Source organism: Nanohaloarchaea archaeon SW_7_43_1, from assembly GCA_003009795.1.
Taxonomy (GTDB): domain Archaea; phylum Nanohalarchaeota; class Nanosalinia; order Nanosalinales; family Nanosalinaceae; genus SW-4-43-9.
This window is the reverse complement of the sequence record PXPE01000001.1, coordinates 719,104-740,918: the sequence shown is the minus strand read 5'-3', so window position 1 is coordinate 740,918 and position 21,815 is coordinate 719,104. Positions and strand designations below refer to the sequence as shown.

The window sequence follows — 21,815 nt, the reverse complement described above, 5'->3', positions numbered from 1 at the left end:
TTTTATTCACGTCACAACTATAGAGTTCCATGCCATCGAGTAAAGGAATCTCTCCCCTAATAGCTGCGGTCATGCTGCTTGCTTTTGTCATGGCAATCGGAGGATTGTTCAGTGAGTGGTCAGGAGAACTCGTAGAAAGCTCGACTCAAGATACGAAAGACACACAAAGTGAGGTGTTAGATTGCTCTAGCAAAAGTATAGAAGTAGACAGGATGAGCTCTTCCAGCGACTATGTGAATGTAACACTGAGAGCTGATGGGGGCAATCTAGGCACTGTGCAGGTAATTGTCTATCCAAGTAATAAAGGAGCCAAAATTGATCTGCCCCGTGATGGAGTCATAAACAGAACCGAAATCGAGTTAGATAGTGAAGATGGTGAGCAGGAAAGAATGAGGGCAGCTTCGACTGAATGTGATGTTTCCATTGAGAAAGAAATTGAAAATTAATTATTGGTACTAGATTAACCAAAGGACTCCAGATCTAATCTCTTACTCCAAGTACAAGCCTTCTGTCTTCAATTTCCTTGTATTCGATTTCTTGACCTTCTGAAACACTGAGATCATCTGGCAGCTCCATTTCTTCCGTTTCGTAAGTATCCATGTCCATTACCTGTCCGATGTTTCCTTCTTTGGATACGATTTGCCCTATCTTTTTCTCTACATCCGGGCTCATCATCATTGAGTCAACGGGCTTTGTTACATGCTTGTTTTTGCCGCCAAAAATTTCTTTTGCTTTGATCTTTGCCTTGGCTGAACCGTGTTTTCCAGGGCTGGATTTGGATACGCTCCTGACTTCACATGGTTCCTCGTCGATCAATACATAGGTGCCGTCTCTTACTTTTCCTGCTTCTATCTGTGTCGGCATCTACATCACTTCGTGGAAAGTTCTACGTCTGAGGCCTTCACGGTTTTCCTATTAGCGTGTTCTGCCATTTCTACAGCGTCTCTCGCTATTTCTTCCCCAACATCTTCTACTGCATTCTTTAGTTCCTCTATTGCGTCTTTTGAAACTCTTTCAGCTCCCGCCTTTCTTATTATTCTTTCAATTGGTGCATTTGGTAGACTCATTTTTGTATCACAATCTGAAAATTATCGCCCTAATTTTTAATACCAACTGGTTTCAACCGGCCTAAGAGCTATATAAATAGGGATTTAAGGAGTATTCATGCGTGTGGTCGATACTAACGTATTGATTCATGGTAGAGGGGAGGTTTCAGATGAGATTTTGATAGTTCCAGGGGTACCGGAAGAGGTAGAGAGTGACGGCGCAGCGAATGTTTTGAGAAACTTAGACTATGAGGTTCAGGAACCAGATGGATCTGTATTAGAGGATGTATGGAAGAAGTCAAATGAGATTAACTCTCCTACTTCTGAGGTTGATGAGAAACTGCTCGCGCTGGCTTTGGAATGTACTGTTCCTCTTCTGACCGATGACAAGGCTCTACAGAACCTGGCACTTCATATGGAAGTTGATATTAGAGGTTTTCTGGATGATCCTGTGGAGGAAAAGTTCAGTTGGCAGAAAAGATGCAATAACTGTGGAAGTCAAGTTCCTAGTTCTCCTTGTCCTCGCTGTGGTTCTCACCAGGTTTCTCAGAAACAAGTTCACTGTAGTTGAGCAGAAATTCTTTGGAAAGAATCAGCATCAATGGGCCGATGATAAGTCCTTTCAGGCCGAGAGTCAAAGGGCCGGCTATGAATCCTGTGAATATAATCAATGGATGTTCGTCCATTTGTCTAGAACCAATGTAAGGCCTGATCACCATTTCCGACAAAATATTCAGGAATACTATTCCGAAGATCAGTATCAGAGTTCCTTTCAAAGGTTGACCGTATAGGATATAGTAGAATCCTATCGGACCGTAGAACATGAAAGCAGCGATTAGAGGTAATAGTGCTGCCATACCTATCAGGACAGCCCAGACACCGATGAAGGGAATCGGAGTAGTTATTAGCCCTATTAGATAGAAACCGACTGCGGTTAGAAACCCTAGTATGCCTGCGACCATGAACTGAGTCAGGAATACTCCTCTAAAAATTGAGTCCGTTGATCTTACAAGGCTTTTGATTATTTTTTCCTCGTTATCAGGGAAACTCTGGACCACTGAGAAGACTTTTTCCTTTATTCTTGTTCCGTCTTTGTACAGATATATTGAGGTTACAAGGTATATACCGAGATCAATCAGTAGAGCTGGAATAGACGCAAGTATGCTTCTCAGCCACACTCTTATTGATTCTGAAAGAGTCAGTAGGAATCGACTTACTTCCTGCTGGAAGCTTTCAGATAGGTTTAACGCGGTTATCAACTGTTCCGTGTTTTGCTGTAGATCTATTACAAGTATATTTATGTTGCCTATAATCTCATTGAAATTGTTCAAGAATAGGAAAAGCCCAACGGTGAAGAAACCGATAACTGAGGAGGTTATAATCAATGTTGAGAGAAACTCATTTTCAATTTTTTTATCGAGTTCTTTATGACCGAATCTTAGGAAGTAGGAGGTGGCCACGGCCAGTATTATCGCATCCAGGAACGGATATATGATGAAAAGGCTGCCTAAGACCAACAATATGGATACTCCAAGTATCTCTCGTTTAAATCTTATATCTTCCTTGGCCATCCTTATGACTTATGTTTTGAGAGGAGTATTTTAATTTCTCTCCTATTTAGAACTCGATGAAAGAAATACGGACGATTGTTGTGACTAATTCATAAACGGAATTGGATAACTCATATAAAACTTAGGGTAATAATTAATAATTTGTAGGGTATTCAAAACATTTGAACACGCCAAATCTTCGTCCGTGTTCTATAACTCAAGGTAAAAAATACTATGACAAACCAATCACATAACGTTCCACGACGTGAGTTTGACGATTATCAAGTCCCGGAGGAATGGGAAGAAGACGAAACCGAAGAAGAAAAAGAAGAGGAGGCAAAACCTGACGCAGCCGAAGAAGTCTCGGAAGAAGACATAGAGGAAGGCAAAGGCTACGAAGTCAGGAGAGAGGAAGCCAAAGAAGGCGATACAGTTCTTACATGTCCAGAATGTGAAGCCCAGAGATTCGAGGAAAACTCTGCACAGGGAGAACTTACTTGTGTTGAATGTGGACTTGTCATCGAAGAAGATAGAATCGATGAATCCGCAGAATGGAGAGCTTTCAACGAACAGGAAAGGGAAAAAAAGGCAAGAGCAGGACAGCCACTAACTTACACGAAACACGACATGGGAGTCTCAACAGAAATCGGACAGGGATCCGGAGAACTCTACAAAGTATCAGGAAAGAAAAGAGCTCAGTACTATAGACTGAGAAAATGGCACAAGAGGCTAACCAAGTCAAAGGACAGGAACCTAGGATTTGCGCTTTCGGAGCTCAACTCCATGGTATCCAACCTAAACCTTCCTGAATCAGTCCACGAAGAAGTCGCCAGGCTATACGAGAAAGCAGTTGACCAGGGACTGGTAAGAGGACGTTCAATGGAATCAATCATCTCAGCGCTACTATACATTGTAGCCAGAAAGCAGGGAACACCGAGAACACTCGATGAAATCTCAGATGCATCCGGAATAGAGAAAAGAGAGATCGGAAGAGCATACAGATACGTAGCTCGAGAGCTCGGACTCAGAATCTTACCAGCAAAGCCACAGGACTATGTACCAAGATTTGCTGGAAAGCTACAGCTTAGCGGAGAAGTCCAGGCTCGAGCCAGAAACATTCTAAAGAAAGCAAGAGAAAGAGACCTTCTCTCAGGTAAAGGGCCAACAGGCCTAGCCGCAGCAGCACTATACATTGCCGCAGTGCTCGAAGGCGAGAAGAGAACACAGAGAGAAGTAGCAGACGTGGTCGGAGTAACAGAAGTCACAATAAGAAACCGCTACAAAGAACTCGCAGAGAAACTCGGACTCGAAGAAGAACTCGAAGAAAAGTCGAACTAAGTTCGGCTTCACATATTCTTTCTCCTCTATCTTATTGCTTTTATTTTCAGCATTTACCGGTCGCCATAGCTTGAGGATTTTTCAATTATCAAAGATGTAGGGATGACGCTCTCGGTAGTCCTGTATGAAGCCGTTCAGAAGCTCTGCTCCTACGGCCGTCGGTTTGAGCGGAAGGTATTTTCCATCGAATTCCTGAAACCCTATCTGATCGTAGAAATCAAGTAAATGCAGGTTATCATCTTCGAAAGGCAGCTCTTCTTCAACTGATGGATCAGAATAATGAAGAGCCTGTTCATAGCTTGTGAGCATCACTCTCACTATCTCATCCAGCGGAAGTGAATCCATTCCTTCATAAAGCCGGATAGCATGATAAGGATCAAAATACGCTTCATCGTCTCTGAGAGTCCTAACAGAATAGTTAATAGCTTCTTCAAGATGGCTCCCAGCATTATTTTCTAACTCTGAAAAAAGCTTTTCTGCATCCCGATCGAAATCTAGAGATCGAACTGACATCTAATACTACATTCAATGAAAAGACCTATAATATTTTTTTTGATCAAAGTTGCTCCCGAATAATATCTTTTATATCGTCTATCGGTGCATCGGTTCGGAAACCTGTTGGTGAGAAATGTGTTCTTGATACAGGATAGCCTTTCTCTCTGATTGCATCAATTACTTTCTCTCTTTTCGGTACCTGTACACCCATTACTGAGCACAGTTCGTGAAGGTCGTAGAAAGGTGTCAGGATCTCTGCTTCGTTATGGATTTTCTTCAGCATTGAGTGACTATCCTCCCATTCTTCTTCCGGTATCTCATCCTTCATGTCCTTAGTAAATCTCTGGTCGCTTAATTTTCCCGTCCAGAGAGGTCCTGCGACTTTCAACTCTGAGTTTCCACAGTTCCTGCAATCATCGAATTTTTCCAGTTTCCGCCATCTACATTCTGGACAGAACGAAAGATAACCAATATTTTCCAGTTCCCTATTAGCTCTCTTCTTTGATTCTGTCACCCGCCCCATTACCCGGGAGTAATGTCTTTCATGCCAGCATACCTTAGGATCAAAGCTCATATTGAACCTGGCGTAGTTCTCGAAGACTTCCTTGATATAGATTCTCAACCCTGTCTCATGCATGAAACTGTTCTTTAATGGCGTGGAATTATACCTTCTCATACATGCTTTCCTGTAGCTTCCGGAGGTCACTGAGTTGTCGGTTGCAGATAATCCTACAAAACTGGTATGGTTGGAGGCTCGAACCATTGAATCAAGAAACTCGAGGAATGAACCGAAAGGATCAATATCGATAAAGTGGAACCGGTTTCTGTTCTCCGATAGTAGAATATTCGCGTTCTTGCTGGAAACTTCTGCTTCAACTTTATTTGCTTCCAGTCCTTCCTCAATGCTTTCAACTGCTTCAGGATTTGTATCGTTAATTAAAAGCTGATCCGAGAACTCTGAGTAGCGGAATCCTCTAATACCAGAAGCAGAGAGAGCATCGCATGACGCAAAATTTTCGATTCCGGTCTTCTCTTTAAACACTCTGCCCGCTATTTCTGATATATCTCTGTTGTTTCTCATTTTGTCGTTGAAGAATACCTCTGAGTCTTTGGACGGCTCATCTTCCTCAGGTACAAATACTTCGAAACCTCTCTCCTTCATAACTAATTAGGTTAGGCCGATTTTTTTATTCAGATCGCCTGCGGTGAAAGCTTTTTAAATAGATCTTCGTAGGTGGAGCTCATAGGGTTTATAATTGTTCTAGCTACACGAACTAATAACGGTGTTCTAACGATGGAGAACGTTGTGAAGCAGGTTCGAAAAACGGAGAAGGATGCTGGTTCGATTGTCCAGGAAGCTGAAGGAAAGAAAGAAAAAATAGTTGAACAAGCGAAAGAAGAAGCCTCTGAAATAGTGGAAGAAGCTGAAAAAGACGCAGAAAAAGAGAAACTGAAGAGAATGAACGAATTCAAGGACGAAGTAAACGAGGAGAGAGAAGAAATAGTGGGTATAGGACGTGAAGAAGCCGAAGAACTTAGAGAAAAAGCCTCCAAGAACTTTGAAAATGCAGAAAATTTCCTCAAGGAAAGATTTGAGAAAGAATTTCAGTAACAGGTGACCAATGATAAAACCAGCCAAAATGACCAAGTTATCCATTACGGGACTCAAGAGAGATTTGAGACCTGTCATCGAGGAGCTATATGACCTTGAACTTCTTGACATAGAAGGTTACTCTGGAGAGCTTGACACAGGAGAGACGTTCGAGGAAGGTGATGAAATCTCAGAGCTCTTGGTTGATCTCAGATCACTTCTATCCAAGCTACCTGAAACAGATAAATCAGAGCTTTCCGATTTGGGATATGAAGACGTTGATGAGAAAATACCAGAAATCAATAGGAAAATAGATAGTCTTGAAGACGACGTAACAGATCTTGAATCTCGGATCAACGATATTAAGAACCAAAGAGACTTTTTCAGGAAGGTTTCAAATCTCAATCTTGACTACAGAGACTTGGATGGGACGCAGGAACTCGAATGTTTTGTGGGAAAAATCAATAGAGAAGAATTCGAGGTAGAAGCTCCGGATGAGAGATATGAGTTGATGGAAGGGAATAGAGCTGATGTATTATTTTATCCTGACGAAAAAGAGTTCGACAACGCGATTGATGATATTTCCAAAGAAATATTTGAGGTTCCTGATATTGGTTTATCAGGCCATGTCTCCGAAATAGAGCGAAAACTTGGCGACATGTTAGAGGAATTAGAAGAAAAGAGAAAAAACAGGAAGAAAGAACTTGAACGTCTCTCAGTTAAGTGGAAAGCAAGTCTTGAGGAAGTAGAAGAGTTCATGACTGAGAAGGTGGAGAAAGCTGAGGCACCGATAAACTTTGCGACAACAGAATCAGCTTTCTTTGCGAAAGGATGGGTTCCGACAGAAAATTATGGAAAATTAGAGGAAAGACTTGCTCAGGTGACTGAAGGAAAGATACATATTCAACAGGAAAAAGGAGACGAACCGCCCGTAAAGCACAATAATCCTGGGCCAGTAAAGCATTTCGAGGATCTAACTGACCTGGTCTCAGTTCCAAGTTATAATGAGCTTGACCCATCTTTCGTAATCTTACTTACATTTCCGCTGTTCTTCGGTTTCATGATCGGGGACGCAGGTTACGGTCTAACATCACTCGCTGTCTTCTACGCCGGTATGAAGATGTTCCCGGGTGTGGCAGATATTTTCAAATCACTGATGTATGCATCAGTTGCAACTATATTATTTGGTCTGGCTTTCGGGGATGCTTTTGGTTATGTCATATTTGGCCATCACTCGGAGTTGGCCGCATTGACAGGCATAAATCTATTCGAAGAGATACCGATCCTATTCCATAGGGCAGAACACCTAAGTCAGGTATTCACGATTTCAGCTTTGATCGGACTGGTACACGTTAACGCAGGGTACCTGCTCGGATTCTATAATGAGCATGTTAAACATGGCTTCAAACAAGCATTCCTTGAGAAAGGGAGCTGGTTGATGCTTGAGGCAGGTACAGCTCTATGGTACTTTATCGGCGCAACGGCAGGAGCTCCGGTGATAGCGATCTCAATAGCACTTCTCTACCTTGGAGAAGGCATAGAGGGTGTTGTAGAGATACCTTCTCTGCTTTCAAATGTATTATCTTATCTAAGGATATTCGGTGTCTCGGTCGCAGCGGTCTCACTGGCCGCGGTGGTGAATGGGCTAGCAGATCCATTATTTCACTCAGGCTCAGTAATAGGAATTATTTTGGGAGTGGTTATGTTAGTGTTCGGACATACTTTCAATACATTCATCAAAATCATGGAAGGCTTCCTTCAAGGAATAAGACTCCATTATGTAGAAATGTTCAGCAAGTTCTATCAGGGAGGAGGCAGAAAATATGTTCCTTTCGGAACCAATTAAATTATACTATAGGTGAGAACCAATATGCTCAAAATCAAGAAAACACAAGGTGAAATCCAAAAATGGCAGTAGAAGGAATGACAGCAATCGGTGCAGGACTAGCTATAGGACTTGCAGCACTTGCAACAGGATGGGCTCAGGCAAAGATCGGATCCGCAGGAGTTGGCGCTCTGGCGGAAGACGACAGCCTATTCGGGCAAGTACTTATCCTAACAGTTGTCCCGGAGACTATGGTTATCTTCGGACTAGTAGTCGCACTGGTTGCCACAGGATTCATTTAGAAAAATTCAGAGGGAGCCGCAAGGCTCTCCCAAAACTTCATTTATTTCGATATGCATACGGTAAGAGGAAAAAAGATATACTATGAAAACGACAGAAAATTCAAAATTCGAAGCCTACTTCCGCAAAGCGGAATGTGGAGCAACAGTTGACCTAAGGTGATAAACTGGTGGGACTAGAAGAAATCAAATCAGAGATTCTGCAGAAAGCAGAGCAAAAATCGGATGAGATAGTAGAAGTAGGAGAAGAGGAAAGGGACAGAATCATTGAAGAAGCTGAGAAGGAAGCTGAACAGATTCATGAGAATATGGAGGAAGAGCTTGAAGAGGAGAAACAAAGTTACAGGAAAAAAGCTCTCTCTAGCGCCCGGATGAAAGCAAAGGAAGAAAAGATGAAGGCAAAACAGGATGAAATTAAAGAGGTATTCAGTGAGTTCAGACATTATCTTGACAAACTCACACAGAAAGAAAAGAAGAAATTTGCTCAAAAATGTATTGAAAGAGTGGATTTCGATGTAGCAAGAGTAGAAGGTAGTTCTGAGTTTGAAGACGCAGTAGATGTAGATTTCAGAGAGAATAAAGATATCAACGGAATCAAAATATTCTCTGAGGACGGAAACAGAATGCAGGAATTCACCTTTGACAAAATCCTTAAACAGATGAAAGATGAACACCGCAAAGACGTGGCAGATATACTTTTCTGAGGGATCAAAATGATATCACGAGACTACCCGTACATGTACGCCAGAGTTAGCGCTAAGGGAGCAAAACTTCTGGACGAGAGTAACTATGACCAGCTTATCAAGATGGAGCCGAACGAGATAGCGAGAAAGCTGCAGGAAGGTTGTTATAAGAAGGATATTGATGAACTGGGCGTGAAACACGACGGGGTAGAGCTCGTGGAACTTGCATTGATGAGAAACGTATCAAGAACAATGGCAAATTTGATAGATATCTCACCGGATTCACTTAATCCAGTCATAAACGCGTTTTTGCGGCGTTACGATATCCTCAGTCTGAAAAGACTGCTTAGATGGAAAAAAGGAGAAGAAAAAGGCGAGGTAAAGGATCTTCTTGTACCGGTAGCCCAGTACACAGTTGAAGAAATGGAGGAACTGTCGGAGAAAAGCTTTGAGGAGATCTGTAATTCGATAGAATTCAGTGATTCCGATGTGAAATACCAGTCATTCATTGAGAATACCGGTGATGTTAGAAAAGTTGAGAGAGATCTTGATAGAGCTTACTATACAGAGATGAAAGAGCTTGCTGATTCAATCGGTATGTGGTTTCAGAGGTTCATCAGAAAAGAGATTGAGTGTGAGAACCTGAAGATAATCCTTCGACTGAAAAAATACGGTCTTGAAACAGAGGAGATCGAAGACTGGTTGATCAGCGAACCTGAAACAACATGTGTGCGGAAAACCCTTCAAACATCCGATCTTGAGGAGGCGATCTCAGAGGTTGAGGATTGTGAAGATATACAGTTCAGAGACTACAAAAACTTAGAGCAGGTAGAAAAGACAATAGAAGTAGAAAGACTGAAATCAGCTTTCAGAACACTTCATACAGAACCTCTTGGAATAACATCGGTATTTGGCTACATCGTTGCCAAAATGGTTGAAGTCAAGAACCTGAGAATGCTTATACGGGCAAAAGAGACAGGTATACAAAATCAGGAAACAATCAAAAGAAACTTGGTAATAGCCTGAGGCCTCAAACATGGAAGATAAGAAATCAATTGCAGTAATCGGGGAACGTGAATTCACAGTTGGATTCGAACTCGCAGGAATACAAAAAACATACGGGAAAGAAAACTACAAGGAGAAAATCCAGGAACTTATCCAGAGCGATGAACTCGGTATTGTTGTAGCCGAAAAATCAGATGTACAGGAACTTCCAGAAAGAATTCGAAACGATGTCAATAAATCAGTAAACCCGGTCGTTGTCGCGTTATCAGAGAAAGCAGAGGACTCCCAGCTACAGGATAAAATCAAGAAGGTAATCGGAATTGATCTATCATAAAAACAAATACTATTAGGTGAAACTTAAAATGAAAACTCAAAACTTGAAGACAAGCTTCAGTCCAGCAGGTGGACTTGAAAAATGACACAGACACAAACCCAGAGCACAGAATCAGAAGGCACAATCTATAAGGTAGCAGGCCCTGTAGTGATCGCTGAAAACATGGAACCTCAGATGAACGACGTCGTGAAGGTCGGAGAAGAAGGATTGATGGGAGAAGTAATCCAGATAGAAGGAGACAAAAGCTACATCCAGGTCTATGAAGACACTACAGGAGTAAAACCGGGAGAGACCGTACACAACACAGAGCAGCCGCTTTCCGTAGAGCTTGGCCCAGGCCTTCTCGGATCAATCTACGATGGGCTTCAGAGACCTCTACCGGCTCTTGAAGGGAAAACAGGGGCATTCATCGAGAGAGGTGAAGACGCACCTGGAATCGACATGGAGGAAGAATACGAGTTCGAACCCGCTTTAGAGGAAGGAAAATATGTTACCGGGGGAGACGTAATCGGGACTACAGAAGTAGATTATGGAGAACACAAAGTTCTTCTTCCGCCCGGAATTGAAGGAGAGGTCGAGGAAATTAAGGAAGGAGAGTTCACTGTCACCGAGACGGTTGCAGTAGTCGACGGCGTAGAAGTAGCAATGAGACAGGAGTGGCCGATCAGAGAGGCAAGGCAGGTGGAAAACGATCTCGAACCGAAAGTACCACTGATTACAGGACAGAGAGTTCTCGACGGACTGTTCCCAATTGCAAAGGGAGGAACAGCAGCGGTACCGGGAGGCTTTGGAACAGGGAAAACAGTTACACAGCAGAGCCTCGCAAAGTTCTCCGACGCAGATATCATAGTCTACATTGGATGCGGGGAACGTGGAAACGAGATGACAGAGGTACTGGAAGAGTTCCCAGAACTAGAAGACCCACAGACCGGGGACAAAATCATTAATAGAACAGTACTGATTGCGAACACCTCTAACATGCCTGTAGCTGCGAGAGAAGCCAGCATTTACACAGGAATCACAATCGCAGAGTACTTTAGAGATCAGGGACTTGACGTTGCCTTGATGGCGGATTCGACTTCACGTTGGGCAGAAGCCATGCGTGAAATTTCTGCTCGACTCGAAGAGATGCCCGGCGAACGTGGGTACCCGGCATACCTTGCATCAAAACTTGCAGAGTTCTACGAGAGAGCTGGAAGAGCCAAACCACTCGGACCCGATAACCCGGGATCAGTCTCTATTATTGGAGCTGTTTCACCTCCTGGCGGAGACTTCTCGGAACCGGTAACCCAGAACACGCTCAGAGTTGTTAAGAACTTCTGGGCACTTGACTCGGATCTAGCGGAGAAAAGACACTTCCCGTCAATTAACTGGGATGACTCCTACTCGGGATACAGCGATATGCTTTCAGACCACTTTGAGGAAGAAGTTGATGCTGGTTGGACAGAGAATATCCAGAGAATGAGAGATATCCTCCAGAAAGATGGGGAGCTACAGGAAACGGTACAACTTGTCGGTAAAGACGCATTACCAGACAGGGAAAGGCTGACACTCAGAATCGCTAACTTGGTCAAACAGTTCTACCTGCAGCAGAACGCTTTCGATGACGTTGATCAATACTCCAGTCCTCAGAAAACATTTGATGTCTTGGAGTTAATCCTTGACTGGGGAGACAATGCATACAGGGCTCTTGAGGAAGGAGCACTTGTAGAGAACATCGTTTCTCTTGATTCGGCCAATAGGATCTCCGAACTCAAGTTTAGTGAGGACTATAAAGAACTTAAAACCGAAATCCGGGAACAGATGGACAAGGAGTTTGAAGAGGTAGTGGAGGAATAGAGGTGACCGAAAATGAACAGTTTTCTAGGATTGACATTACAGGGTGATGTAGAATGACACAACAAGAATACAAGACGATAAACGAAGTTAAAGGACCACTGGTATTTGTGGAGAAAACCGATGATGTTGCCTATGGAGATATCGTGGAAATCGAGGATCCGGATGGCAATGTCAAGAAAGGGGAAGTACTGGAGACTTCAAAGGATGTAGTAGTTGTCCAGGTATACGAGGATACCAGGGGAATCGGCCAGGATGCATCCGTCCGCTTCATGGACGAGAATGTCAAGATGCCGTGTACCGAAGATCTTCTTGGAAGAATCCTTGATGGAACAGGAGAACCGATCGACGATGGACCGGAAATTATTCCGGAAGAGAAGAGAGATATTGTGGGAGAGGCTATCAATCCTTACTCCCGAGAGCTTCCCGAGGACTTTATCCAGACCGGTATTTCCTCAATCGACCTGATGAATACATTGGTAAGAGGACAGAAACTACCGATCTTCTCAGGATCAGGACTTCCGCACAACGAACTATCTATGCAGATCGCAAGACAGTCGGATGTACAGGGAGAAGACGAGGAGTTCGCAGTAGTATTCGCCGGTATGGGAATTACTGAGGAGGAATCACAGGATTTCATGAGAGAGTTCAGAGAAACAGGTGCTCTTGAGCGTTCTGTAGTATTCTTGAACAAGGCTTCAGATCCGGCACCGGAGAGAATCATTACCCCTAGAATGGCATTGACAACCGCAGAATATCTTGCATTTGAGAAGGATATGGAAGTACTGGTCATCATGACAGACATGACTAACTACTGCAACGCACTTAGAGAGGTATCTGCAGCTAGAGAAGAGGTACCGGGTAGAAGAGGATACCCGGGATATATGTACACGGATCTGGCGAACCTCTACGAAAGAGCTGGTATCATCGAAGGAAGAGAGGGATCGGTCACACAGATCCCGATCCTGACAATGCCAAACGATGACATCACTCATCCAATTCCTGACCTCACCGGTTATATTACAGAGGGACAGATCGTTGTTGACAGAGACCTTGAAAACAAAGACTTTAAGCCGCCAATCGATGTCCTGCCAAGTCTTTCCCGGTTGATGGATAACGGAATCGGAGAGGGCTATACTCGAGAGGATCACGGCGATCTTAAGGATCAGGTGTATGCAACGTACGCTGAAGGTGAATCGCTTAGAGATCTCGTGGCGATTGTCGGAGAAGATGCATTGTCCGAAAAAGATGAAAAAATCCTCAAGTTTGCGGACAGGTTCGAGGAAGAGTTCATTGGACAGGGCAACAGAGAAGATAGAGATATAGAGGATTCCATGGGTCTTGCATGGGAGCTGCTTTCAATCGTACCTGAATCAGAACTGACGAGAATCGATCCTGAAACCCGGGAAAAATACCTTCCAGGCAGAGATTAGAGTCGATGACAGAGATCTGCGACACACCTTGGGAGATGGCAAAAGAACTGCTGGGAGATATGGGTCACAACCAGTCTGATATCAATCATCTGGATAAGTACAGAAAAGCTGATGAGAACTCTAGAGGCCATCTCTTTCCGGTTCTTCACCTGGATGATGATGGGAAATATGGAGTCATACTTGAGACATCACCTGATACCGATCCCGGCCAGTTTGTAGGACAGTACCAGTCAATAAGATTTGAAGGCGAACTCCCGGATAGTTACGACCTTGAAAACGAAATTGAAGACATTGAAAAATACAGGAGGGATAATTGATGTCACAGGATATCAAACCAACACGTTCGGAAGAGTTAAGACTTAAAGAAAGAATCGAACTCGCCGAGAATGGACACAATATTCTTGAGAAAAAGAGGGACGGCCTGATCCACGAATTTATGGAAATAACTGGAGATGCAAAAGAGGTTAATCAAGAACTTGCAGACGTTTACTCACAGGCAAAACTAAAACTTCTCATGTCAAAGATCTACGACGGCGAGGACAAGGTCCAGGCCAACGCATTCCCAGTCAAAGACGAGCCGAAGATTACTTCCTCGACACAGAACATCATGGGAGTAGTTGTGCCAGAGATAGAAACAGAGAAGATTTCCACAAATATACTTCAAAGGGAATACGGTATCACTTCGGCTTCCTCCAGAATAGACTCAGTAGCCGACAAGTACGAGAAACTTCTTGAAAAAATAGTTGAAGCCGCCGAAACCCAGACCAAGATACTCAAACTCCTCAATGAGATAGAGAAGACCAAGAGAAGAGTAAACGCTCTTGAACACAAAGTCATCCCTGAACAGAAAGATGCATTAGAAACGATTTCACAGTCACTAGAAGAATCGGAAAGAGAGGAAACCTTTCGTATGAAGAAGGTCAAAAACATGCAGGATTAACTAGCTCCTTCTTTCTTTGCTATACCCTATCTAAGAGTCTTTCTTTGAATTCATCCTGAACCAAACAATTGTATAAAATCAGTAGAAATCTATATCAACCGTCAGAGATTAAAAATGGGTATGTCTTACATATTTTCAAAATTTGTGAAAAAATACCCCGAGCATTATATCGCACAGACGATATCGAGAATTTTCTGGCCGCCACCTACTGTCTCTGTTCTGGCCTATGGTGAACATGATGATGTTCTCACATTGGATCTAAGTGGTAGCCATAGGCTTCCAGGAGGATTTCTTGAGAAAGGAGAAGATTTCAGGGAAGCAGCAAGAAGAGAGGTCAAGGAGGAAACCGGTTTTGATGTTGAGATACGTGATCTACTGGATATAAGACATAACGAGAGCGGCGGACCCAATATATTTTTTGAGGCGGATGTGACTGACGGAGAAAGGAATTCTTCATGGGAAGGAGAAGTAAAGTTTGTTCCGAAAGATGAGGTGAAAGAAAAAGTCTGGAAACTGGATCACTCACATATCCACGAATACCTGTTTCCTGAAGAGGAAGAATAGTCAAAAGGAGCTATTTCTCTTCGTCTTCATCTTCTCCCTCTTCTACTTCCTGCTCCGCTTTCTCTTCCAGATTCGGCACCATTTCCTCTGTGTCGGCCGCTTCTGCTACTGCTGAGGTATCCATTTCAGGTGTCATTCCTTCAGCTTCCTCCTCCCTCATTTCTTTAATATCACTGCCGACCTGTGAGACGAACTCTTTCGTATCCTGTTTGAGTTCGTAAAGTTCTTTCTCATTAACTTCCTCCATGTCCTTTTCCTTGACTTTCTCGATTACTTCCTCCCATCGGCCGAACATCTCCACGTGGTCTTCTCCCACATCAAGATGTTCTTCAACGGTTTCAGGTAATTCATCTCGATCCTCTGGCGGTTCTATATCCTGTGCCTTCAGAGCTGCCACGTTTGCCTTCAGGAATTTTTTATAGTCGCCTACGATTCCTTTGACTTTCTTCTTGGATCCTAGCTGTGAGACAAGTTTATGCATTCTTCTGACGAAGTCGTCTGCTTTGTCTAAATGCTCCTCTACTTCCTCTCCTGTGACTTCCTGGGAGTTCTTTTCACCCTTGTTACCGAAGTCATAGAGTTCTTGAGCGATCCCGACATATTTTTCTTCTAGCATCTCTTTCTCAACGAACATTTCCTCGAGTGTTTCCGGTACTTTTTCCTTTGGTGGCGGGTTCTTTCCGACAAGCATTATTGGAGCCTGTCCCGCATTCGCCATCACTTGCTCAGTTTTGTGCGGTATTGATTGTTTCATGTTCTTCTCTGCTTTCTTGTAACCTGCTGCTGCCATTTTCAACCGTTTCTTTACTGATTCCCGGGTAGCTTTAATCTTTCCTCTCTGTAGAAGCCTCTTCGCTGGCATGAAGATACCGGTGTCATATACAGGTTCTCCGTTTCTTACTGCCTCGATTGCCAGCGGCTCTCCTTTTCTCAGCGAATCCCAGAACTCTGTTAGGAACGGGAAGTATTGGAGTGTGATTCTGTCATCTGTTTCCTTGGCTGCTTCGTTTACTTTCTGTCTTATCTTTTTTCTTGCATCATCCGGTACATCCTGCCTGAGTTTGGTGTCATCTAAAATTACGAGTGTATCAATATCAGATTCCACACCATGTTCCGCTTTCGGAACGCTCCCCCATACAGCTACGACCTTGAGTTTGTCGCCTAGTTTTTCCTGTAGTTTCTCTGAAAACTCCTCTGCCTTCTCCATTCTCCGGTTCTTTGACTTTTCCCGCATTTCCTTCATCTTGTCCTTAGAGCTCATAATATATTTAGTAGTAGAATAAGCATACTTAAAAACTTTACCAGGTATTTGTTACTACATGGTAGATAAAAATTTAGATCTTGTTGATCGTGCAATTTTCGGTGACGCGGACGAGTCATATAGTGATGAGCAGATGAAGAGCATCTATAAAGAGATTTATGGGACAGAGAATTTTGGTGATGCTGATTTGCTTGTTTTAACCGGAGGACCAACTGAGAAAGAGGAAAGTGACAGAAGAGAATCCTTAATCGAATACATCGAAGAATTCAGCGGTAACTGGAATGAACTACCGGTTCTTCTTACTACTCCTAGCCAGAAGATATCTCTTGATGAAGAAGGCATCAATGATTCTAACTACATTCTACATTTGATGGAGCCTGATAGCAGTTTAGATGAAATAACTCGAATTGAAGATGAATTAGAAGAAGAAAACCAGAAAACCGTTGTCTTCACCAGTGACTATCATGTTCCAAGGTATGAAAAAAGGCTTAATAGCGCTGTTTCAAGTAGTTGGGAGGATCCTCGTGAAGACTGGCTCAGCAGATTTAAAGAACTTGTATTCGATCCCGATCACGGAAATCCGACTAACGACTATCTTATTTTGGGTACAGAAACTTTCGAAGATGAAAGTCAATACGGGGGAAAGTGGGTATCGGAGCTAGTTAGAACTGCATTACCACAGAAATTGAAAGATACAGGTAAGAAATATATGAGTGATTGATTACCTATACTCCTCTCCCATGTAATCGCCTGGCCGGTTTTCTCCCTGTTCTAGAGAAGCCTTGCTAGAATATGTATATCCAAACTCTTCTGCCTCAAGCAAACCTTTAAGCGGATCAAAAGCGTGCTCCTCTATTTTGGCCCACTCCTTGCTGTAATTCGCCTTGTCGATACCGAAGAAACGGGCTATAAGAGCCTCTCTTTCATCCCTGTATTCTTCCTTGCTTGGGTCAACATTATCGACAGTGACTTCCTCCGGCCCGATTCCCAGTTCAATCATGTTCATCGCTATCCTAGCGGTATATATAGTGCTCTCTTTTTCCTCACCTTGTTCATACATCAAAGATGCCTTTTCCACCTTGTTCCGGGCGAATCCGTCTTCCACAAGACGGTAAATCCAGGTATAAAGCTGTTTATCACCTTTTCTAAAGGGTCCGTGGTATGTTCCTTGCTGTGATTCTACTCCTGGCTTCATCAGGTGGTACTGTCTCAGGATCTTGGCTAATGGTTTTTCAGGGTCAATACCTGTTGTATAGTCTTCATAGGATGCTATTTTTTCCTCGTTTTCAATCATCTCCTTCATCTGGTTCCAGGGATTAGCACCGAAGCTGGCAACGTGTTCCATATCGATAGTGAACTTGGCTATGCAATTATCCAGTTCGGGGTGTATATCTCCCAGTTCGTTCCTAGCTGTAATATTTATGGCGTGGGAGGCCGTAGCGATGTCTTTCGGCCTCCACAGCTTCAGTAACTGCTTCGGGCTTCCGTGCATTGCCTCAAGATTAACACCTATCCCATGTTTGTTCATGAACTCCATCCATGTCGACTCACCGGAGTTGAACTCAGAACTCATCTGGGTGAAGTGACCCCAGACATAACAGGCTGCAGTCGCAGCCCCAACGTCCATCCTGAATTCATGGCTTTCCTCCAATGCATCGAAGTAGCCGTTTTCAGCAGCAGGTTCTTTCAGGTCAATTTCATACTTTTCAGACCATTTATCTTCAACCAATGTCTTCCAGATAAATTCTGGTGCATTCCAGCCCCCATGTTTTTTGTTTTCCGCAGAGGAAGATGACATCCAGCAGGGAATTATATAGTAGAAAAGATTTGATTCCATCCACATTGGCTGTTCATACTGATTTCCTAAGGCCCTCAGCATCTCCCTGTATCTTCCGCTTTCAAAGAACTGTTTCCCTCCCTTAAGGGTCTTGATAGCAGCATTATCAAGTTCCCAAGGATCTTCGTCTGATTCATCGAAATCATTACCATCATATTCCTCAGCTTTCTGAACTATCCTCTGTGGGTCATAATCCAGGTGATTGGATAAAGCACTTCTTTTACCCTCCACCGAGATCAGGAACTTATCGCCGTCACCATTCCATATCTTATCGAGTTTATTGTTTAGATCGCTAAGAGCTTTCTGTGAGATAGCCTCAAGTTTTCCTCCGTCAACTAAATCCTTTAGTTCAAATTGATTTCTGTATTCGAACTCTTTATTTTCAATCCTATAAATTGCCTCAGGCAGAGTCCTAAGGCTTGATACTCGAGTTGTCTGACCAAGAATCTCATTGATAGAGTCAAGACTATCTATCGTTATCTCATCGGAGTTATCAGTTCTAGGGATAGATATCTCTATAGTTATCTGCTCATCCTCATCCCATTTCTCTGATATAAGGTCGAGCCAGACATTTTGTACACCAACATCTGATCTTGCTGCTGTAGAAACTAGAGCAGCTTTACCCTGTAAAAGATCTTCTGTTTCTTTATTTCTCATTCTTTCCTTACCTATATCGTAGAAATTGTCGCAGGCCTGTCTTTGCGCATCTCTGAATATCCGATCGAATTTTTCCGAGTACCTGGAAAGAAAGTTAGTGTAGAGTTGCCAGGGCCGGTCTACAGCTTTCTTCAATAAGAACGTTTTGTAAAATTTTTCTAGAAACTGTTCATTCCTGAATATGCTCTTATTTGCCTTATCCCTCATATCCAGTTCATCTTTATCTAACCCATTTATCTTGAAGCCAAAAGGATCCATTCCAACATCCATCGGCATTCTTTCCTCTAAGGGAGGCATCGGCGAGGTAGAGGCGTGAGGATTGATCCGCCCTATATCAAAATCGGCGTTTCTCTCTGCCTTTTGCTTGAACTTTGCCATTGCCTCAAGATAGTTTGTGAAATATGGGTGGACGGTCCCGATTCCTACTCCTTGCTGTCCTTGGGTTTTGTAGGCTGAAGCGTATCCCATCTTCGGTTGACTATGTATTGATATATCCAGTCCAAGCTGGTCAACGACATCTATTATCTTATCCCCTTCAATTGAGAAGGTAGCGGGATTGTATATCTGGACCTCCATGGCGCTTCCACCGATCTGGGCCTGATCTCCGATTCTCCTGTCAACCGGTGTCGGAATGTTTCCTACGTCAAGCCCTGAAGTGTTTCCGACCACATAGTTCATATCCGGGAATCCTTCTTGTTCTTCCTCCTCTGAGACATCGAAGTTCTCTTTCAAACGGCTGAGTATGAATTTCGGTCCTTTCATCTTATTTCATGGTGTAGAGACCCATACTGATCTTCAGATCAAAGTAGTAAGTGAATTTGAAGCGGTATGCTAGATCCCCTATTATCTTGTTTTGGTAGTCATCTGAAAGATAGTACTGGTCTTCCTGACCGGTGAACAGTTTTACTTTTTTCTGGAACCCTGAAAGCCCTTCTGTCCTGTCTTTTTCCTTCCCATATGAGGTGTCTAGTATTTCGTTTATAGCTTCCATGTAGTCCTCACCGTATTCGTTCTGTATTTTGTTGGGGTGGTCGAATCCATCTTCCATTCTTCTTATGGATGATGAGAACTGGAGCGGTGGCTCTATTTCCTCTCCTCGTTTCTCACTGACTTTTTTCCCTACTTTTTCCCTGAGTTTTCTGATTGAGAGTTCTTTTTGCTCTCTTTTCTTCTGAAATTCGTCGCCTTTACCGGTCTTGAAGTTTCCGGTATAGTTTTCCATCAGGTTCTCAAACCTGTTTTTCTGTCTCTCAATTTTTTCCTTGAAGATATTCTCAAATGTAAACTTATCGACCAGAGCGGGGAAGTAAGCTACTTGTCCTGCTGTAGGACCTTCTGCAGGTGATTGAGGATTTTCACCTATAGCCATGTTCACGTGGACACCGTGTATGTAGAGAATCTTGTAGTGTGTGGCCTCTCCTTCTTCACATTCGGTTAACTCGCCGTGTTCCTTCTTGAAGGGTTTGTGCGGTATGAACTCTATATGTTTGAAAGTGGTTGAATCTCCCTGGAACTGGAAGTAGCGGTTCATATCCTCAGCTAATTCTTCATTAGTTTTTTGGTTAATCATAACCATGTCTCGGACATAGGGAGCAGTCTGTTTCTTCTGCTCTTCAAGTCCTGTTTCAACTCTTCTGAGTTCTTTTTTCAGGTCATCCAGTTTCCTCTCAATTTCGCTCCCATAGAGATCCTTCCATTTCTCGTACATTGCGTATTTCTTTTTCAGTATGGCTTTCTCGTTCTCCGGAAGTTTTGAAAGCGGACCGGCCTGATACTCCGATGGTTCTCCCCCGTGTTTCTCAGCTTTTTTCTCTGCTGAGAGAAGGTCATTGAGTGAATCCATCTCTTGGAAATCCGCGACAATCGAGGGATATATGTTGTTGTTTCTCAGGAAATCCAGTGAACCAGGTGCTGAACCCTGCTGTCCTCCACCAGCGCTATCAACAAGTTCAATGAAATCTCCTTTGATAGTTGTCTCTTCTCCGGATCTTAGACTTTCGACCTTTCCTCTCAGCTTTCTAATATCGTGTTGTAAAAGGTGTTTGTTTTTCCTTAACTGTTCGATTCCCTGCATTGCCTGTTTTACTCTCTGTTCAGCTTGCTGTCTTCTCTGCATGAACTCATCGTGGAGATGGCTTTGAGGCGTAACGAAAACCCTTTCCTCTGTTTTGGGAACATCCCAGCCCCAATCGTCATCAAACTTGTCAGCAGCAGCCATAACAAATGTAGAAGGCAATCCCTGTGAACCCGCGGATATCTTCAATGTCTTATGAGGATCACCCATTATAGGTCTCAGAAAATCGGTTCCAAGCTCCTCTTCAACCTCTTCAAGGCTTTGAATGCTGCCTTCCTCTATTTTCTCTCTAATTCCCGGTGCTATACCGGCTTCTCCCGTGCTACCGTGATCATATACCTCAAAGATGTGACCGAATTCTGGAGAATCACCGGTGTTTTGTGAGCTCATAACTGTTAGATTGGCCTAGATTGTACTTAAAATCCAATGAAACCGCCAGTAACTTTTTCAACTAGCTGAGACTTATTGAGTTTATGAGCGTGGTTGACGACCTAAAAAACACTTTTAGGAAATCCGATAATTCCTCCAACAGGTCCGAAAGCCGCCCGAAAAGATCTCGAAATAATTCGGACAATGGTTTTAGTTCGGGTTCAGGTTCACAGGATTCAGGTCTTGATTCGATGAACGATGGAAATCTCGGGGTTAATTCTGGCAATGTGCGGAATTCTGAATCAGGGGATTTCAATCGACATGGAAACGATCAGCTTTCTGAGAACCTTGGAAGAGGCCAGCAAAGCCAGAATCCAATTGGTGGCCAAAACGCTCAGCAAAGACAGTCTCAAGATAATCTTCCAAATGCTCAAGCCGGAAGACCGGAACAAGGTTCTTCACAGCCACAGGTCAGCGGTCAGACCCAGAGAAAGATGGAAAATGCAGGTTTCCGGAAGGATAACTCAAGACAACAGCAAACCAGACAGGGTGGCGGAAGGGACTCTGATCTTCAGGAACTGAAATCTCAGAATGAACAGATAATTGACCTGCTGAAGAGAATTAACAGGAATCTTGAACAACTGGGAAGATAGAGGATGGATATTGAGTCAAAGCTAC

Annotated in this window: 24 protein-coding genes; 16 read left to right on the top strand and 8 right to left on the bottom strand. The window is 43.3% G+C overall.

What is annotated here, in order from left to right; genetic code table 11:
• Positions 1 to 29: 29 nt before the first annotated feature.
• On the top strand, positions 30 to 446 hold the full coding sequence (locus BRC29_04275) for a hypothetical protein (protein ID PSG99315.1): 417 nt from the start codon (positions 30 to 32) through the stop codon (positions 444 to 446).
• Positions 447 to 480: 34 nt separating this feature from the next.
• Here the strand turns inward: BRC29_04275 and eif5A are convergent, their stop codons facing one another.
• Both eif5A and BRC29_04265 read right to left on the bottom strand, forming a co-directional pair.
• Positions 481 to 864, bottom strand: a complete 384-nt coding sequence (gene eif5A, locus BRC29_04270; protein ID PSG99314.1) for a translation initiation factor IF-5A — start codon at positions 862 to 864, stop codon at positions 481 to 483.
• Positions 865 to 869: 5 nt separating this feature from the next.
• Complete coding sequence (locus tag BRC29_04265) at positions 870 to 1,067, bottom strand: histone (GenBank protein ID PSG99313.1); 198 nt, start codon at positions 1,065 to 1,067, stop codon at positions 870 to 872.
• A 103-nt stretch (positions 1,068 to 1,170) separates the two neighbouring features.
• Here BRC29_04265 and BRC29_04260 point away from each other — a divergent pair, with 103 nt between their 5' ends.
• Complete coding sequence (locus BRC29_04260) at positions 1,171 to 1,617, top strand: hypothetical protein (protein PSG99312.1); 447 nt, start codon at positions 1,171 to 1,173, stop codon at positions 1,615 to 1,617.
• Here BRC29_04260 and BRC29_04255 read toward each other — a convergent pair.
• Positions 1,553 to 2,617 carry a hypothetical protein gene (locus tag BRC29_04255; protein PSG99311.1) on the bottom strand — a complete coding sequence of 355 codons (1,065 nt, stop codon included), beginning with the start codon at positions 2,615 to 2,617 and terminating at the stop codon, positions 1,553 to 1,555. The genes BRC29_04260 and BRC29_04255 overlap by 65 nt on opposite strands.
• A gap of 213 nt (positions 2,618 to 2,830) precedes the next feature.
• On the opposite strand from BRC29_04255, the gene tfb reads away from it, so the two are divergent.
• Complete coding sequence (tfb, locus tag BRC29_04250; GenBank protein PSG99310.1) at positions 2,831 to 3,934, top strand: transcription initiation factor IIB; 1,104 nt, start codon at positions 2,831 to 2,833, stop codon at positions 3,932 to 3,934.
• 81 nt (positions 3,935 to 4,015) lie between these two features.
• Here the strand turns inward: tfb and BRC29_04245 are convergent, their stop codons facing one another.
• Both BRC29_04245 and BRC29_04240 read right to left on the bottom strand, forming a co-directional pair.
• Positions 4,016 to 4,447: a hypothetical protein gene (locus tag BRC29_04245; GenBank protein PSG99309.1), complete on the bottom strand. Its 432-nt coding sequence runs from the start codon at positions 4,445 to 4,447 to the stop codon at positions 4,016 to 4,018.
• Between the two features lie 43 nt (positions 4,448 to 4,490).
• Positions 4,491 to 5,591, bottom strand: a complete 1,101-nt coding sequence (locus BRC29_04240) for a tRNA (guanine(10)-N(2))-dimethyltransferase (protein PSG99308.1) — start codon at positions 5,589 to 5,591, stop codon at positions 4,491 to 4,493.
• Between the two features lie 132 nt (positions 5,592 to 5,723).
• On the opposite strand from BRC29_04240, the gene ahaH reads away from it, so the two are divergent.
• From ahaH to BRC29_04185, 11 genes are all read left to right on the top strand, one after another.
• Entirely contained in the window at positions 5,724 to 6,041 is a 318-nt protein-coding gene (gene ahaH / locus BRC29_04235; GenBank protein PSG99307.1) for an ATP synthase archaeal subunit H, read from the top strand.
• A 10-nt stretch (positions 6,042 to 6,051) separates the two neighbouring features.
• Entirely contained in the window at positions 6,052 to 7,866 is a 1,815-nt protein-coding gene (locus BRC29_04230) for a hypothetical protein (GenBank protein ID PSG99306.1), read from the top strand.
• A 62-nt stretch (positions 7,867 to 7,928) separates the two neighbouring features.
• The gene (locus BRC29_04225; GenBank protein ID PSG99305.1) at positions 7,929 to 8,147 is read left to right on the top strand and encodes an ATPase; all 219 of its coding nucleotides are present in this window, start codon (positions 7,929 to 7,931) and stop codon (positions 8,145 to 8,147) included.
• Between the two features lie 164 nt (positions 8,148 to 8,311).
• Positions 8,312 to 8,848, top strand: coding sequence for a hypothetical protein (locus tag BRC29_04220; GenBank protein PSG99304.1), 537 nt, complete (start codon positions 8,312 to 8,314; stop codon positions 8,846 to 8,848).
• 9 nt (positions 8,849 to 8,857) lie between these two features.
• Positions 8,858 to 9,853 (top strand): hypothetical protein, encoded by a 996-nt coding sequence (locus BRC29_04215; GenBank protein ID PSG99303.1) that lies wholly within the window; start codon positions 8,858 to 8,860, stop codon positions 9,851 to 9,853.
• Between the two features lie 10 nt (positions 9,854 to 9,863).
• The gene (locus tag BRC29_04210; GenBank protein ID PSG99302.1) at positions 9,864 to 10,166 is read left to right on the top strand and encodes a V-type ATP synthase subunit F; all 303 of its coding nucleotides are present in this window, start codon (positions 9,864 to 9,866) and stop codon (positions 10,164 to 10,166) included.
• An 81-nt stretch (positions 10,167 to 10,247) separates the two neighbouring features.
• Complete coding sequence (locus tag BRC29_04205) at positions 10,248 to 12,005, top strand: V-type ATP synthase subunit A (GenBank protein ID PSG99301.1); 1,758 nt, start codon at positions 10,248 to 10,250, stop codon at positions 12,003 to 12,005.
• A gap of 53 nt (positions 12,006 to 12,058) precedes the next feature.
• A complete protein-coding gene (locus BRC29_04200; protein ID PSG99300.1) occupies positions 12,059 to 13,435 on the top strand; it encodes a V-type ATP synthase subunit B in 1,377 nt (458 codons plus the stop codon).
• Positions 13,436 to 13,440: 5 nt separating this feature from the next.
• A complete protein-coding gene (locus BRC29_04195; GenBank protein ID PSG99299.1) occupies positions 13,441 to 13,752 on the top strand; it encodes a hypothetical protein in 312 nt (103 codons plus the stop codon).
• On the top strand, positions 13,749 to 14,375 hold the full coding sequence (locus BRC29_04190; GenBank protein PSG99298.1) for a V-type ATP synthase subunit D: 627 nt from the start codon (positions 13,749 to 13,751) through the stop codon (positions 14,373 to 14,375). The genes BRC29_04195 and BRC29_04190 overlap by 4 nt, the downstream gene beginning before the upstream one ends.
• 120 nt (positions 14,376 to 14,495) lie before the next feature.
• The gene (locus BRC29_04185; GenBank protein PSG99297.1) at positions 14,496 to 14,939 is read left to right on the top strand and encodes a hypothetical protein; all 444 of its coding nucleotides are present in this window, start codon (positions 14,496 to 14,498) and stop codon (positions 14,937 to 14,939) included.
• A 10-nt stretch (positions 14,940 to 14,949) separates the two neighbouring features.
• Here the strand turns inward: BRC29_04185 and BRC29_04180 are convergent, their stop codons facing one another.
• Entirely contained in the window at positions 14,950 to 16,200 is a 1,251-nt protein-coding gene (locus BRC29_04180) for a hypothetical protein (GenBank protein PSG99296.1), read from the bottom strand.
• A 58-nt stretch (positions 16,201 to 16,258) separates the two neighbouring features.
• Between BRC29_04180 and BRC29_04175 the strand changes: the two genes are divergently transcribed.
• Entirely contained in the window at positions 16,259 to 16,921 is a 663-nt protein-coding gene (locus tag BRC29_04175; protein ID PSG99295.1) for a hypothetical protein, read from the top strand.
• On the opposite strand, the gene BRC29_04170 is transcribed toward BRC29_04175, so the two are convergent.
• Together BRC29_04170 and BRC29_04165 are read right to left on the bottom strand one after the other, a co-directional pair.
• Positions 16,922 to 19,456, bottom strand: a complete 2,535-nt coding sequence (locus BRC29_04170; GenBank protein ID PSG99294.1) for a hypothetical protein — start codon at positions 19,454 to 19,456, stop codon at positions 16,922 to 16,924.
• Position 19,457: 1 nt separating this feature from the next.
• Positions 19,458 to 21,158 carry a hypothetical protein gene (locus BRC29_04165; protein ID PSG99293.1) on the bottom strand — a complete coding sequence of 567 codons (1,701 nt, stop codon included), beginning with the start codon at positions 21,156 to 21,158 and terminating at the stop codon, positions 19,458 to 19,460.
• Positions 21,159 to 21,241: 83 nt separating this feature from the next.
• Here BRC29_04165 and BRC29_04160 point away from each other — a divergent pair, with 83 nt between their 5' ends.
• A complete protein-coding gene (locus BRC29_04160) occupies positions 21,242 to 21,790 on the top strand; it encodes a hypothetical protein (protein PSG99292.1) in 549 nt (182 codons plus the stop codon).
• The last annotated feature ends 25 nt before the right edge of the window (positions 21,791 to 21,815 follow it).